A 14,442-nucleotide genomic window follows, 5' to 3' on the forward strand; every position below is an offset into this window, starting at 1 on the left:
GCGCTATACGCTTAATTTACGGCTTCCTGACGGTGAAAACCTCGCCACCAGACCAACAGGTTGAGTACGGCAACGGTAGTACCCGCCAGACAAACGCCAGCCCAACCGGCATGCTGCCAGGCGGAAGCGGAAATCAACGAACCAGCGGCCCCGCCAATAAAATAGCTGGTCATGTAGCCGGCGGTCAGACGGTTACGTGCATCCGGATGAATGCGATAAATAACCGTCTGGTTAGTGATATGCACTCCCTGAACGGTGAGATCCAGAATCAGGATGCCGATAATCAGCATTGGCACCGAAGTATGCCCGAGCCAGATAGCCAGCCACGAGAGCAACAGTAACAACAGGCCGACGGTTGTGGTGAGATGTGATTTTCCTTTATCGGCAAAGCCACCCGCCGGGCGCGCGCCTAACGCACCAGCCGCCCCCGCCAGACCGAACAGACCGATCATCCCCTCTGAATAGTTAAACGGCGGCGCGGCGAGCAAAAATGCCATTGAGGTCCACAGAATGCTGAAGTTGGCAAAGGTCAGACAGCCCAGCATCGCGCGGGTACGCAGCAGTTTATCGTGGATAAACAGGCTGAATACGGAGCCTAACAGTTGCGGATAGTTAAGATGGGTATCTGATTTCATCTTCGGCAGACCGCGCCACAGCGCAATCGCCATCAACGCCATCAATATCGATGCCACCCAAAATACGGTGCGCCAACCGCCAAGGTTCGCCAGTAACCCCGCTACGGTGCGCGCCAGCAGAATACCCAGCAACAGGCCGCTCATAATCGTCCCGACGACTTTCCCGCGCTTGTCCGGGGTGGCAAGCGTTGCCGCCAGTGGAACCAGGATCTGCGCCACTACCGAGAACAACCCGGTCAGGGCGGTGCCGAGGATCAGCATGCCCAGCGACTGGCTGCTGGCGGTAATCAGCATGCCGCCTGCCGCTAACAGTGTCATGGAAACAATCAACATCCGACGCTCAAACATATCGCCAAGCGGTACCAGGAATAGCAAACCTGCGGCATAGCCGAGCTGGGCCGCGGTGACGATGAATCCCGCTGTACTGGCAGACAGTGAGAAGTTGCGGGCGATGGTGTCGAGCAGCGGTTGCGCGTAATAGTTACTGGCGACGGCAAGGCCGGTGGCGATAGACATTAACAGGATCAGCGAAGGGCTAAGTCCCTGAGTGGTTTTCGTCATGGTTTTCAACTGAATAATGGGTTGCAGGAAACAATCATAACGGAAGTGATTAACTGTTGCTGATTTGTTGGGTGATGGATTGTGCGGTTTAGGGGGGATAGAGGGAAACAGGCCGGATAAGCGTTAGCGTATCCGGCATTCAGTCGATGTTATTTCTGCGCAGCCAGCGCTTCGTTTACCCAGCCGTCGAACTGCTGCTGGTGGGCTTTGATCCAGCCGTCTACGTGACCCTGAACATCGGCTTCAGACGCTTTACCGTCATGCATCATCGCGTTCTGTGCGTTGATATCCGCCAACGGTAATTTCATGATAGCGAACAGTTTCGCTGCCGCTGGGTTTTTCTCCGCCCAGGCTTTGTTGGCGACGATGTGCATGGTGTTCACCGGGAAACCGTAGTTTGCACCGTTTGGCAGTTTGGTATCGATATCTTTCTGCTCACCCGGCAGGGAAGAGAATGGTACCTGCAACCAGACCACATCTTTGCCCGGCTTCATCACGTCGCTGACCCAGTACGGAGTCCAGGTGTAGTAGAGGATCGGTTTGCCTTCTTTAAAGCGGGTGATGGTGTCTGCCATCATCGCCGCATAGTTACCGTGGCTGACCTCGACCGTTTTTTCCAGATCGAAGGCTTTGTTCTGGTGGTTGATCACCGCTTCACAACCCCAGCCAGGAGAACAGCCCATCATATCGGCTTTTCCGTCACCGTTGGTGTCAAAAATTTTGGCAATCTTGGGATCTTTTAACTGGGCGATGTTGGTGATTTTGTACTGCTCAGCAGTTTTTTTGTCGATCAGATAACCCTGTGCAGCACCCGTAACGAATACCCCCTCGCGATAAAACTTTTTGTCTCCGCCCGCCGCGGCGTACATATCATCATGCAGCGGCTGCCAGTTCACGGCGGTAAAAGTTGCATCGCCAGAGGCAATGGAGGTATAGCCGACGTTGTAGTCAACTTCGCTGGTTTTGTTAACGGTGTAACCCAGTTTCTCCAGCGCGCGGGCGACCAGTTGCGTCTGGAAGGATTCTTCAGAGATAGTGCTCTGGATTGGCTGTACGGTAATGCCTTTGCCTGGCAGGTCGGCAGCGAAAGCGCTGGTGGAGACAAGGGTGGCAAACGCTGTGGCAATAATTACTTTCTGTCGCATCGTTGTTCCTTATTGCACTTCATCCTTCAAGCTGCCTCTTTGTTGGCTGCACTCATGCACCCCAGTCACGTACTACTTGTACGCTCCTGGGGATACATTCGTTTGCCGCCGCGATGCAACTTGAATGATTTTGTGCAAGCTAATGAATTGTAGGCCCGGTAAGCACAGCGCTACCGGGCAACGGGTGTATTACTTCGTGAAAGGGCGAGTGATAAGCCCAACGGGACCGGTGGTGTACCAGCGACGGTTACCCCGGCTACGCGAATCGCGACCAACGGCCTGCGTCAGGCGGTCCAGGATGATGGCGAGGATCACAATCCCAACGCCACCAACCGTGGCTAATCCCATATCCAGACGACCAATTCCTCGCAGAACCATCTGACCCAATCCGCCAACGGCAATCATCGAGGCGATGACCACCATCGAGAGCGCCAGCATCAGCGTTTGGTTAACCCCGGCCATAATGGTGGGCATCGCCAGCGGGAGCTGCACTTTAAACAGCATTTGACGTGGGCTGGCGCCAAACGAGCGCGAGGCTTCAATCAGGTCGGCCGGCACCTGGTTAATCCCCAGAATGGTCAGACGGACGATTGGCGGCAGGGCGAAGATAATCGTCACCACTACGCCAGGGACGTTACCAATACCGAACAGCATGACAATCGGCACCAAATACACGAAGGCGGGGGTGGTTTGCATCGCATCCAGCAGCGGACGAACAATCTTTGCCGCCCGAGGGCTGCGCGCCAACCAGATGCCCATCGGCAGACCGATTACCACACAGAACAGTAATGCGGTCAGCACCAGCGCCAGCGTGATCATCGCTTGCGACCACGCGCCAATGGCGCCGATAGCAATCAACGAAATCAGCGTCGCGACCCCCATTCCTACGCCGGAAATCTGCCAGGCAATCAGGGCGAACAGGATAATCGCCACGGGCGCTGGCATACCTAACAGAAGCTGCTGGAAGCCGTTGAGAATGTAATCCACCGGTACACGGATGCCCTGGAAGACCGGACGAAAATGGGTAACCACCCAGTCGATCCCTTCGGTGACCCAACTGTCCAATGGGATCAGCGTCTTATGGAACGGATCCATAATGTTGAAATGCTCTGGTGCCGGCGCGGGCGCGCTGGTCAGCCAGTCTGCGCTACCGCCGTCAGTAGGTGCGCCAGACGGCGTGCTCCAGGCATCGGCGGTTTGTGCGGCGCTATCGGCCGCTGGTGTGGTGTCCCACGGATTAGTTTGATCAGCCATTGTTTACCCCCTCACGATCTAAAGCCTGTAACAGCATGCGTTTTGAAATGACGCCCACATACTGCTGTTCCTCATCTACAACCGGCACCGCGCACGGGGCCTGACCGACATGAGAAAGCAACTCGCTGAGAGGGGTTTGTGCATCTACGGCTAACGGCTCATCGATCAATGCCGCTTCAATACCTTGCGCCTGACTTAACGCTGTTTTTAATGAGTCGATAGAGACAACGCCAACGAATTTATTGCCGCGTTCGATCACGTAACCATATTCGCGATCTTTGTCCTGCAATAATTGCAGCGCAGAACGTGGACCCACCCCGGGGTTTTTACGAATCAAACCTTCGGGACTACGGCGTGAAATATCTTTCGCGCTAAAGACCTGGCTAATATCGACGCCACGGAAGAAGGTGCGTACATAATCATTGGCCGGATTATTCAGGATTTCATCTGGCGTGCCGACCTGGACCACTTCACCGTTTTGCATAATGGCAATTCTGTCGCCAATGCGCATGGCTTCGTCGAGGTCATGCGATATAAAGACCACGGTACGTTGATGCTTCGCCTGTAGTTTTACCAGTTCATCCTGCATCTCAGTACGAATTAATGGATCGAGGGCTGAGAAGGCCTCATCCATTAATAAGATGTCAGGGTTAATGGCTAATGCGCGGGCGAGACCTACACGCTGACGCATCCCCCCGGAAAGTTCATCCGGGTAAGCGTGAGCGTAATTCTCCAGACCAACCTGACGTAGAGCATCCAGCGCCTTTTCGCGACGTTCATCCGCGGCGACGCCGGCTAATTCCATGCCGAATGCCGTATTGTCCAGCACCGTCATATGCGGCATCAGGGCAAAGGACTGAAAGACCATCGCAATCTTTTTTCTGCGCACCTCGCGGAGTTCGGCATCGGAGATCCGGGCGATATCTACGCCGTCGATCAGTACCTGTCCGCGGGTGGGTTCAATCAGGCGATTGAGAAGGCGTACCATTGTGGATTTACCCGAGCCGGATAATCCCATGATGACAAATATCTCGCCTTCTTCAATGGCCAGACTGGCGTCTTTAACGCCAAGCGATAGCCCTGTTTTATCCAGAATTTGCTCTTTGGTAAGTCCTTTTTCAATATATTTGAACGCTCTCTGAGGATGCTCGCCAAATATCTTATAGAGGTTCTTCACTTCTAATTTAATTGCCATGCAATAGAATGATTCCTGTTATTTGTTTATATCGATATATTACCTGATGGAAATAGTGACCTTTTTCTACCCTAACATACTGAGAATCTGAGACAACCCTGAATTTAGTTGTGGCATGAATATTGCCGAAGCTGAGATGGCGGGACTTCCCGTGATATAAGGGCTGAGCGCGAATATGAGTAGACTGATATTTTTTGTAAATGCCAATGAAAAGGCGCCTGAATTGATGGAATGCAGGCGAATAATGCGGCTGATATTGAGTGTAGATCACACAATTATATTTGCACGATAAAAGTGTGATCCTGTTAAAATATTTCCGCGAAAAATGTACGGTATTTCCCGTGAAAATGAGAGTTAAAAATTCCAGTCGTCGTCTTCAGTTTCGACCGCTTTGCCCATTACATAAGATGAGCCAGAACCTGAGAAGAAATCGTGGTTTTCGTCTGCATTGGGCGACAGCGCGGCAAGGATTGCCGGGTTAACCTCCGCCATCTCTGGCGGGAATAACGCCTCATAACCCAAATTCATTAATGCCTTATTGGCGTTGTAACAGAGGAAGGCTTTGACGTCATCCACCCAACCGGTTTCTGCATACAATTCTTCCGTATAACGCGCTTCGTTATCATACAGTTCCATGAGCAGGTCGAGGGCAAAATTCTTTAACTCCTCGCGTGCGGATTCAGAAATATACTCCAGGCCTTTTTGAAATTTATAACCAATGTAATACCCGTGGACCGCTTCATCACGAATGATCAGACGAATGAGATCGGCGGTATTCGTCAGTTTGCCGCGGCTGGAGAAATACATCGGCAACCAGAAGCCGGAATAGAACAGGAAGGATTCCAGAAACACGCTGGCAATTTTCTTCCGCAACGGATTATCGCTGGCGTAATGGGCCAGAATAATCTGCGCCTTACGTTGGAGCGGATTATTTTCCTCACTCCAGGCGTAAGCTGCATCCACATCTTTGGTCTGGCAAAGCGTGGAGAAAATAGAGCTGTATGAGCGGGCGTGAACGGCTTCCATAAAGCTGATATTCGACAGCACCGCTTCTTCGTGTGGTGTTAATGAATCCGCCATTAGCGCTGGCGCACCGGCAACATTCTGAATGGTGTCGAGTAGCGTTAGCCCGGTAAAAACGCGGATAGTTAACTGCTGCTCGGCAGCGTTCAACGTTTGCCAGGACGGGACGTCGTTAGAGAGCGGGACTTTTTCCGGTAGCCAGAAGTTACTGGTCAGGCGATTCCATACTTCAAGGTCTTTATCATCTTCAATCTTGTTCCAGTTGATGGCGCTCACGCGGGATAATGTCATGATCTCCTCCTTACAGCGCGCATGACACGCAACCTTCGATTTCGGTCCCTTCCAGCGCCAACTGACGCAGTCGGATGTAGTACAGCGATTTGATGCCCTTACGCCAGGCGTAGATCTGCGCTTTGTTGATATCGCGGGTAGTGGCGGTATCGGGGAAAAAGAGCGTCAGCGACAGTCCCTGATCGACATGGCGCGTCGCTTCTGCATAGGTATCAATGATCTTTTGTGGGCCAATCTCGTAGGCATCCTGATACAAGGCCAGATTGTCATTGGTCATAAAAGGAGCAGGGTAGTAAACGCGCCCGGTTTTGCCCTCTTTGCGAATTTCCACTTTTGACACGATTGGGTGAATACTGGATGTCGCATGGTTGATGTAGGAAATAGAGCCGGTTGGTGGGACAGCCTGTAAATTCTGGTTATAAATGCCGTAGCGCAACACATCTTCACGCAACTGCGACCACATCTCACGCGTCGGCAGCGTAATGCCGCTGGCGGCAAACAGCGCGCGAACTTTGTCGGTTTTTGGCTGCCAGTCACCCTGCAGATACTGGCTAAAATACTCGCCGCTGGCGTAGCGAGACTGCCTGAATCCGGCAAAGGCTTTACCACGCTCGCGGGCGAGCTTCATTGACGTATTCAGCGCATGCCAGGTGATGGTGTAAAAGTAGATATTGGTGAAATCCAGCCCTTCCGGCGAACCGTATGCGATGCCTTCCCGCGCCAGATATCCGTGCAGGTTCATCTGACCCAGACCAATCGCGTGCGATGCGCTGTTTCCGGCTGCAATCGAGGGCACGCTGCGAATATGACTCATGTCCGAAACTGCGGTTAAGCCGCGAACCGCCGTTTCCACGGTACGACCAAAATCCGGGGAATCCATGGTATGGGCGATATTCAGCGAGCCGAGGTTGCAGGAGATATCGTGTCCGGTCTGCGCGTAGTTGAGATTTTCATCGTAGGTAGAGGCGCTGTTAACCTGCAAAATTTCGGAGCACAGGTTGCTCATGTTAATACGACCGGCAATCGGATTGGCGCGATTCACCGTATCTTCAAACATGATGTAAGGGTAGCCGGACTCAAACTGGATCTCAGCCAGCCGCTGGAAGAAATCGCGGGCGTTAATGTATTTTTTGCGCACGCGCTTATCGGCAAGCAGTTCGTCATAGCGTTCACTGACGGCGATATCGCCGAACGCTTTGCCGTAAATGCGTTCCACGTCATAGGGTGAGAACAGCGCCATGTCGGCATTCTCTTTGGCCAGTTTAAAGGTGATATCCGGGATCACCACGCCAAGCGACAGGGTTTTGATACGGATTTTCTCGTCGGCGTTTTCACGTTTGGTATCCAGAAAACGTAAAATATCCGGATGGTGTGCGTGCAGGTACACTGCGCCCGCACCCTGACGCGCGCCGAGTTGATTGGCATAAGAAAACGCATCTTCCAGCATTTTCATTACCGGGATTACGCCGGAGGACTGATTCTCAATGCGTTTAATCGGCGCACCTGCTTCGCGCAGGTTAGAGAGCAAAAACGCCACGCCGCCACCGCGCTTGGAAAGTTGCAGCGCAGAGTTAACCGCCCGGCCAATGGACTCCATGTTGTCTTCAATGCGTAACAGGAAGCAGGAAACCAGCTCCCCGCGCTGCTGTTTGCCGCAGTTTAAGAAGGTTGGCGTGGCGGGCTGAAAGCGCCCGGAGAGCATTTCATCGGTAAGCTGCATGGCGAGCGTTTCATCTCCCTGCGCCAGCGTGAGCGCCACCATCGTTACCCGATCCTCAAAATCTTCGAGATAACGCTTACCATCAAATGTTTTCAGCGTATAGCTGGTATAGAACTTCCACGCACCGAGGAACGTCTGGAACCGGAATCCGCTGGCGTGAGCGTGGGCAAAGAGCTTTATCACAAACGCGCGATCGTAACGAGCTAACACGCTGGCATCGTAATAGCCTTCATCTATCAATGTTTCCAGGCGCTTCTGCGGGCTGGCAAACGCTACCGAGTTGGGGCGGACATGCGTGGCCAAAAAAACCTCTACCGCCTGGTGGTCTTTGTCGAACTGAATACGCCCGGCCTGATCGTACAGATTCAGCATGGCGTTCAGGGCGTGATAATCCAGCGTGGGCTGGGTTATGCGTTCTGCGGTTGTCGTTGCCAAAATTCACTCACTCCTTGTCGAACGTTGTCGATATCGCTTTGGGTGCCCATCAGCTCGAAGCGGTAGAGCCACGGCACGCCGCATTTTTGTGAGATGACCTCACCCGCGCGACCATAGGCGTCACCGAAATTGCGATTGCCGGAGGCAATCACCCCACGGATTAACGCGCGGTTGTGCGGATCGTTTAAAAAGCGGATCACCTGTCTCGGAACCGCACCCGCCGTTCCGCCGCCACCGTAGGACGGCACGATTAAAATGTAAGGTTCGTCTACCCGCATCCGCTCGCGTTCGTTAAGCGGAATGCGGATGGCAGGCAGCCCCAGACGCTGGATAAAGCGGTGTGTATTTTCGGAGCTGCTGGAGAAGTAGACGAGCTGGCTCATGCGCTGACCATATGGGGTTGTGGACGCAGACGGTTGATCATGTCCGGGCGAAACCCGGACCAACTGGTTTCCCCGGCGACGACGACCGGTAACTGACGAAAGCCTTGATCGCGCAGGCTGTCAGCCATATCGGGCTGCAAATCAATATTTACCATCTCAAAGTCAAACCCACGGCTTTCCATTGCCCGCTTAGTGGCGTGGCACTGAACACAGTTATTACGAGTGTAAATAACAATACGCATGATTCGTATTTCCATTTATGGGTGAAGGATCGACGCGATTGATAGCGTCGGATTGTAGGTGTCTTGATAGAAATGATACTAGATGTAGTTTTAAAAAGATTCAACCATACAAGATATGGGAATTTTAGATTGATGAAGGGGAAAGTGATGAGCGTGACGGGGGAAGGGATATGTAGCATGACGGGGTGTCGGAGGACGACGCGTCGCGTCTTATCCGGCCTACAGGGGAACACATCGTAGGTCGGATAAGGCATTTATACTGCCATCCGGCAGGGCAGAATTACATGCGCATCCCAACCGCCAGGCGGTTGAAGCAATTCATTAGGCTGATGGCAAACGTCAGATCGCTGATTTCTTTGGCACTAAAATGGTCAAGCAACGGCAGATAAACATCATCTTCCGCGTGGGTGCTGGCGATATGAGTGACTGATTCGGCCCACGCCAGCGCCGCACGTTCCTGCTCACTGAAATGGTGGCTCACTCGCCAACCTGCCAGCGCGTCAAGTTTGGCCTGCGCAACGCCTGCTTTGCGCAGCGCCTTACTGTGCATTTCCAGGCAAAATGCGCAGCCGTTGATTTGCGAGACCCGCAGGTACACCAGTTCCGTCAGCGTAGGTTCCAGCGCGCAATTTTCCAGCGCTTTGCTGGCCTGAACCAGAGCGTTATAAATTTCAGGACTGAGTTCATAATAGGGCTGGCGTAACATTGTCATGGTATCTCTCCTCGTTTGGATAACCCGCAATGTAGCACTATAATGGACTGCTACAGAGAGCCATATTGTTGCAAAAAAAGCAGACCATAAATGCCGCGCTATCAACAAATCGCCCGCCAGTTAAAAAATGCCATTGAGACCGGTGAACTCAAACCAGGCACAAGATTGCCCTCCAGCCGGACGTGGTCCCAGGAACTGGGGGTTTCGCGTTCGACGGTGGAACATGCCTATTCCGAGCTGGTGGCGCAGGGCTGGCTGGCTCGACGTGGGCAGGCGGGAACTTTTGTCAGCGAGCAATTGCGACCAGAGACCGCGCCTACGGCTCCCACTATCTTCGCAGGAGAAAATCCCAGACCACAACCTTTTCAGATGGGGTTACCCGCACTCGATCTCTTCCCGCGTGAAGTCTGGGCGCGGGTGATGGGCCGACGTTTGCGCACCCAAACGCGTTTTGATCTGGCTGTGGGGGATGTTTGCGGCGAAAGGGGGCTGCGTCAGGCGATTGTTGATTACCTGCGCGTTTCGCGCAGCATTGAGTGCCAGCCGGAGCAGGTTTTTATCACTTCTGGCTATGCGGCATCGATGACGCTAATCCTGCGCGCGCTGTCTCAACCCGGTGAAGGGATGTGGGTCGAAGATCCCGGCTTTCCGTTGATCAGACCGGTGGTGGCTCAGGAGCGAATTGCGCTGATGCCGGTTCCTGTTGATGCCAATGGTCTGGATGTCTGCGCTGGGATCCGCGATTACCCGCAGGCGCGCTTTGTTTTGCTTACACCCGCGCATCAAAGCCCGCTGGGTGTGGCCCTTTCATTGGAGCGTCGCCATCAGTTGCTGGAGTGGGCGGCCCGCACCCAGGCATGGATTATTGAAGATGACTATGACAGTGAATTTCGCTACCACGGTAAACCGTTGCCGCCGTTGAAAAGCCTGGATGCGCCGCAGCGGGTGATTTATGCCGGAACGTTCAGCAAATCAATGTTTCCTGCCCTGCGCACGGCATGGCTGGTGGTGTCTATGACTCAGGTCGAACATTTTCGCCAGCAGGTGGCGCTAGCGGCCTGTAGCGTTCCGGTTTTATGGCAACAAACGCTGGCGGACTTTATGCGCGAGGGGCACTTCTGGCGGCACTTAAAACGCATGCGTCAACATTATGCCCAGCGACGTCAGTGGATGGAAAATGCCCTGACCGAACACGGTTTTAGCGTACTCCCGCAAGAGGGTGGGATCCAACTGGTGATGAGTGTAGACGCAGACGATGTTGCGTTAGTGCGTAAAGCGAATCGGGCAGGTCTGGCCGTACAGGCCTTGAGCCAGTGGCGTATAACGCCGAACGGACAAGGGGGAATATTATTGTCATTTACCAATATTAGCTCAGCGGAAATGGCGCAGCAGGCGGCATATCAATTGCGGCAGGCGCTGACATAAATCTGCACGGTTCTTAAGATATTCGTCCCACCGTCTTCACTCGTTTATGGACTTTTCTGAAAGCGTTGCTAATGCTGAATCAGGTAAGGTAAGCCCGCAGTAAAAGATAACGAGGAAAATAATATGTATTTACGACCTGATGAGGTGGCGCGCGTACTTGAAAAAGTGGGCTTTACCGTTGATGTAGTGACGCCGAAAACGTACGGCTATCGACGTGGTGAAAATTATGTGTACGTTAACCGGGAAGCACGTATGGGACGTACCGCTTTAGTCATCCATCCCACGCTTAAAGAGCGCAGCTCTTCACTGGCGGAACCTGCGACAGACATTAAAACCTGCGATCACTACCAGCAATTCCCGTTGTATTTAGCTGGAGAGAACCATGAGCATTATGGTATTCCTCACGGCTTTAGTTCGCGTATTGCACTTGAGCGTTATCTGAGTGGGTTATTTGGCGACGTTAACGCTAACTAATAACGCGACTGGCAGGGCCAGTCGCGAGAGGCGTGTCAGGCTTTAGCCTGGTGATAGCTGCTGACCTTAAACAGGCGGCGGCAATAATCAAGGAAGTAGCCGTATACTGCGCCCATCAGCATCGATACCACGATGTTCGAACTTACCGCAGCCGTAATCTGGTGCCAGTCCGCGCCAACCGTCAACAGAATAATCACGTAAACCGGCGACTGGAAGGTGACATAAGCCAGCACGTCTGCCAGGTTTTTTGCCCATCCAGCCTGCGTGGCTTTACGTGCCGCGCGCATAAACAAATCACGGTACATGCCGTATGGCCAGGCGATCAGAATATTGACAGGGATGGCCACCAGTCTGGAGTACAGTGACTGTTCAAAGCTCATTCCAGAAAGGAATATCTCGATCAACATGTTCACGACAGAGCAATAAACAACCATCGCGAACGTGTCTGCTACAGCATGACGCAAGCGTGACTGCGGAGAGAACATGTTAATGCTCCTTGTAAAAAGGGGAAAAAAGGTTTTGAATACCTTTGATGCTAGTGATTTGTCTTGCTGCTTTCGCGTTTCAATAGGATATCTGCCTGGATAATAACTGGCAACTAGCTTAAAATTTTTATTTATTGTCTTTTTGTCGATAAAATGCTCTGTATTGGTTTGATTTTTGTTCGTTTTGGTGTTTTCGTTGTTTAGCTAATTAAAAGCATTTTATATCAATAAGTTATGGAGACTTGTTTTTCTGAATTTTTTGCGCTCCTTTTCTGAAAGTTGACTGATGTTCAGAATGTGCGCGTGCCGGCCCCGGACAATAAAGTGATGTGTTTATCAGACGATGTGCTGAGACGTTATGCGAGTATATTTACAGTGACTAGCCAGGGAATATAAAATATTTGATGTCAGGTTTCAGGATAGCCATTTAAATAACGGGAATGGCTATTTGTTTAATAATCTGTGAAAAAATTAGACTGGAAAAATAATAATCAGTTGCATACAATATTTGGCGTAATACCATTTTTACGTTAAAGAGGTTTTGTTAATATGAGTTCAATGTTAAAAAACTTAAATAATATCCGCTCGCTGCGTGTAATGGCGCGTGAATTTTCCGTTGATGTGCTCGAAGATATGCTCGAAAAATTCAGAGTAGTAACCAAAGAACGCCGCGATGAAGAAGAACAGATTCAGCGCCAACGTGCAGAACAGCAGGAAAAAATTAATAATTTGCTGGCCCTGATGCAGGCAGATGGGATCAATCCGGAAGAGTTGCTGAGTATGACGCCAGCGACGTCGCGGGCAGCCAAAAAACGTCAACCACGCCCGGCGAAATATCGTTTTATCGATTTCAACGGTGAAGCAAAAACATGGACCGGGCAAGGCCGTACACCAAAGCCAATTGCCCAGGCGCTGGCTGCCGGTAAATCTCTTGATGATTTTTTAATCTAATTATAAATGCGGTGAGGGTATCCTCACCGCCTGTTTTCAGCAGACGCCGAAATCACCGTCTTCGGTATATCGCGTCACGTCAGCTGCTTTCAGTGTGAATTTCTCACCGCTTTCATTACTGGCTTGTACCGCCACAATTTGATCTTCGTTGACTTCGACAACTTTCAGTTTAGGTCCGCCCATGCGTGGTTGAACCAGATCGCCAGGTTTAAACATATTGCGCTCCTTTATTTATCGCACAACTCACCATAGATCACGTCAATCGACGGGTACAGCGCTGATTCAGGTATTACCGCTTAATGAGTACGACGATTCCAGGGCATTTTGTCCAGCAACCGCGCCATGCCGCAAAAGCCGGTCACGCCAGCGAGTATCAGCCCGGCACCCACAAAACCGCTCAGCAGGAAGAAGGCGCTGCTGACGGCGTAACCCAGAATGACGCCGAGTAAGGCAAGACTACCTGCGGCTATCTGCACCTGACGCATCAGCGGCAACGGTTGCGAACTGTCTTTTGCCACCGGTAAACCTGCGGCTTTCCAGCCATCAATTCCACCTTCAAGCAACCAGACTTGTGCTGGCGCGGCAATCGCGCTGAGCCTGTTCGCTGCATTTTGTGTGCGTTTGCCTGACTGGCAGTGAAAAATCACCTGCTCGGCGCGTAAATTCGTAGGCAACGATCCCTGCTCAAGTGTGGGTAACGGTGCCAGATGCGCCTCAGGAATATGCTCGTGCAGGTACTCGTCGGCATCGCGGATATCAATCAGTTTCGCGCCTTGCGCGACCAGCGTCTGCGCCTCGCGCGGGGAAATCGTCCCAATGGTCATGATGGCTCCTTATGGGCAATACAGTGTTTTTAATGTGGCGATCAGCGAATTCACGGCCGCATTTTTAATGGAATAAAGGATGCGCTGGGCATCGCGCTGGCTGTCTATCAGACCTTCTTCGCGCATACGCGCCAGATGCTGTGAAGTAGCGGAAGGACTCAGGCCGGTAGCGCGTGCTAATTCGCCTGCGCTGGTACCGGGCGAACCGCAGAGCATGCACAAAATCAGCAACCGCTTCGGGTTACTCATCGCTTTGAGCAGAGCGGCCGCCTGTTCAGCGCTGGCCTGGAGTTGTTCAAGTTCTGTCATATGTATTTAAGTATATTCTAAATTAAGTAAATTCTAAAATAAAAAACCAACGTACGCCAGCGTAAAGAGCGTAAAAGAGGGTAAAACAGCAGGGGAAGGCTGGCAGATTTGAGTAGAATGACTACTCTTAGAGATAAAATCTCTTTTTAAACAATGATTAACTTTTTTGCTTGTAGGGAGTTTGTATGGGTTTCTGGAGAATCGTTTTCACTATTATTCTGCCCCCGCTTGGCGTACTGCTGGGAAAAGGATTCGGCTGGGCGTTTATCCTTAATATCGTTCTGACGCTGCTGGGCTACATTCCAGGTTTGATCCACGCCTTTTGGGTACAAACGCGTAATTAAGATTTCTTTTCATAAACGGCGCATTTGCGCCGTT

General features: G+C 52.0%; 17 protein-coding genes. 4 read left to right on the forward strand and 13 right to left on the reverse strand.

The window, feature by feature from the left end:
- Positions 1-11: 11 nt before the first annotated feature.
- The 9 genes from FHD02_RS03165 to FHD02_RS03205 all read right to left on the reverse strand — a co-directional run bounded on the left by FHD02_RS03165 (position 12) and on the right by FHD02_RS03205 (position 9,596).
- Positions 12-1,196 carry an MFS transporter gene (locus tag FHD02_RS03165; RefSeq protein WP_042313311.1) on the reverse strand — a complete coding sequence of 395 codons (1,185 nt, stop codon included), beginning with the start codon at positions 1,194-1,196 and terminating at the stop codon, positions 12-14.
- 149 nt (positions 1,197-1,345) lie between these two features.
- Complete coding sequence (gene proX, locus FHD02_RS03170) at positions 1,346-2,341, reverse strand: glycine betaine/L-proline ABC transporter substrate-binding protein ProX (RefSeq protein ID WP_048215698.1); 996 nt, start codon at positions 2,339-2,341, stop codon at positions 1,346-1,348.
- A 189-nt stretch (positions 2,342-2,530) separates the two neighbouring features.
- Positions 2,531-3,595, reverse strand: coding sequence for a glycine betaine/L-proline ABC transporter permease ProW (gene proW, locus FHD02_RS03175; protein WP_043017314.1), 1,065 nt, complete (start codon positions 3,593-3,595; stop codon positions 2,531-2,533).
- A complete protein-coding gene (proV, locus tag FHD02_RS03180) occupies positions 3,588-4,790 on the reverse strand; it encodes a glycine betaine/L-proline ABC transporter ATP-binding protein ProV (protein ID WP_220393559.1) in 1,203 nt (400 codons plus the stop codon). The genes proW and proV overlap by 8 nt, the downstream gene beginning before the upstream one ends.
- Before the next feature lie 354 nt (positions 4,791-5,144).
- Positions 5,145-6,104 (reverse strand): class 1b ribonucleoside-diphosphate reductase subunit beta, encoded by a 960-nt coding sequence (nrdF, locus tag FHD02_RS03185; RefSeq protein WP_042313123.1) that lies wholly within the window; start codon positions 6,102-6,104, stop codon positions 5,145-5,147.
- Positions 6,105-6,114: 10 nt separating this feature from the next.
- Positions 6,115-8,259, reverse strand: coding sequence for a class 1b ribonucleoside-diphosphate reductase subunit alpha (gene nrdE / locus FHD02_RS03190; RefSeq protein WP_220393560.1), 2,145 nt, complete (start codon positions 8,257-8,259; stop codon positions 6,115-6,117).
- Positions 8,232-8,642, reverse strand: a complete 411-nt coding sequence (gene nrdI, locus FHD02_RS03195; RefSeq protein ID WP_042313128.1) for a class Ib ribonucleoside-diphosphate reductase assembly flavoprotein NrdI — start codon at positions 8,640-8,642, stop codon at positions 8,232-8,234. Before nrdI ends, nrdE begins: the two co-directional genes overlap by 28 nt.
- On the reverse strand, positions 8,639-8,884 hold the full coding sequence (gene nrdH / locus FHD02_RS03200) for a glutaredoxin-like protein NrdH (RefSeq protein ID WP_042313131.1): 246 nt from the start codon (positions 8,882-8,884) through the stop codon (positions 8,639-8,641). The genes nrdI and nrdH overlap by 4 nt, the downstream gene beginning before the upstream one ends.
- 280 nt (positions 8,885-9,164) lie before the next feature.
- Positions 9,165-9,596, reverse strand: coding sequence for a carboxymuconolactone decarboxylase family protein (locus FHD02_RS03205; RefSeq protein ID WP_038632976.1), 432 nt, complete (start codon positions 9,594-9,596; stop codon positions 9,165-9,167).
- 90 nt (positions 9,597-9,686) lie between these two features.
- Between FHD02_RS03205 and FHD02_RS03210 the strand changes: the two genes are divergently transcribed.
- Both FHD02_RS03210 and FHD02_RS03215 read left to right on the forward strand, forming a co-directional pair.
- Positions 9,687-11,021 (forward strand): PLP-dependent aminotransferase family protein, encoded by a 1,335-nt coding sequence (locus FHD02_RS03210; protein WP_137361189.1) that lies wholly within the window; start codon positions 9,687-9,689, stop codon positions 11,019-11,021.
- Between the two features lie 123 nt (positions 11,022-11,144).
- A complete protein-coding gene (locus tag FHD02_RS03215; RefSeq protein WP_042313139.1) occupies positions 11,145-11,495 on the forward strand; it encodes a DUF2002 family protein in 351 nt (116 codons plus the stop codon).
- A gap of 35 nt (positions 11,496-11,530) precedes the next feature.
- Here the strand turns inward: FHD02_RS03215 and alaE are convergent, their stop codons facing one another.
- The gene (gene alaE / locus FHD02_RS03220) at positions 11,531-11,980 is read right to left on the reverse strand and encodes an L-alanine exporter AlaE (RefSeq protein WP_003037259.1); all 450 of its coding nucleotides are present in this window, start codon (positions 11,978-11,980) and stop codon (positions 11,531-11,533) included.
- 549 nt (positions 11,981-12,529) lie between these two features.
- On the opposite strand from alaE, the gene stpA reads away from it, so the two are divergent.
- Positions 12,530-12,931 carry a DNA-binding protein StpA gene (gene stpA, locus FHD02_RS03225; RefSeq protein WP_079226104.1) on the forward strand — a complete coding sequence of 134 codons (402 nt, stop codon included), beginning with the start codon at positions 12,530-12,532 and terminating at the stop codon, positions 12,929-12,931.
- A gap of 36 nt (positions 12,932-12,967) precedes the next feature.
- Here stpA and FHD02_RS03230 read toward each other — a convergent pair whose 3' ends face one another.
- The 3 genes from FHD02_RS03230 to FHD02_RS03240 all read right to left on the reverse strand — a co-directional run bounded on the left by FHD02_RS03230 (position 12,968) and on the right by FHD02_RS03240 (position 14,064).
- Entirely contained in the window at positions 12,968-13,147 is a 180-nt protein-coding gene (locus tag FHD02_RS03230; protein ID WP_038632960.1) for a hypothetical protein, read from the reverse strand.
- An 80-nt stretch (positions 13,148-13,227) separates the two neighbouring features.
- Entirely contained in the window at positions 13,228-13,755 is a 528-nt protein-coding gene (locus FHD02_RS03235) for a rhodanese family protein (RefSeq protein WP_079226105.1), read from the reverse strand.
- A 9-nt stretch (positions 13,756-13,764) separates the two neighbouring features.
- The gene (locus tag FHD02_RS03240) at positions 13,765-14,064 is read right to left on the reverse strand and encodes a helix-turn-helix transcriptional regulator (RefSeq protein ID WP_006687216.1); all 300 of its coding nucleotides are present in this window, start codon (positions 14,062-14,064) and stop codon (positions 13,765-13,767) included.
- Between the two features lie 185 nt (positions 14,065-14,249).
- Here FHD02_RS03240 and FHD02_RS03245 point away from each other — a divergent pair, with 185 nt between their 5' ends.
- Positions 14,250-14,408 carry a YqaE/Pmp3 family membrane protein gene (locus FHD02_RS03245; RefSeq protein WP_038632951.1) on the forward strand — a complete coding sequence of 53 codons (159 nt, stop codon included), beginning with the start codon at positions 14,250-14,252 and terminating at the stop codon, positions 14,406-14,408.
- Positions 14,409-14,442: the final 34 nt, after the last annotated feature.

This window comes from Citrobacter sp. EC_71 (assembly GCF_019584005.1).
GTDB classification, from domain to species: domain Bacteria; phylum Pseudomonadota; class Gammaproteobacteria; order Enterobacterales; family Enterobacteriaceae; genus Citrobacter; species Citrobacter werkmanii.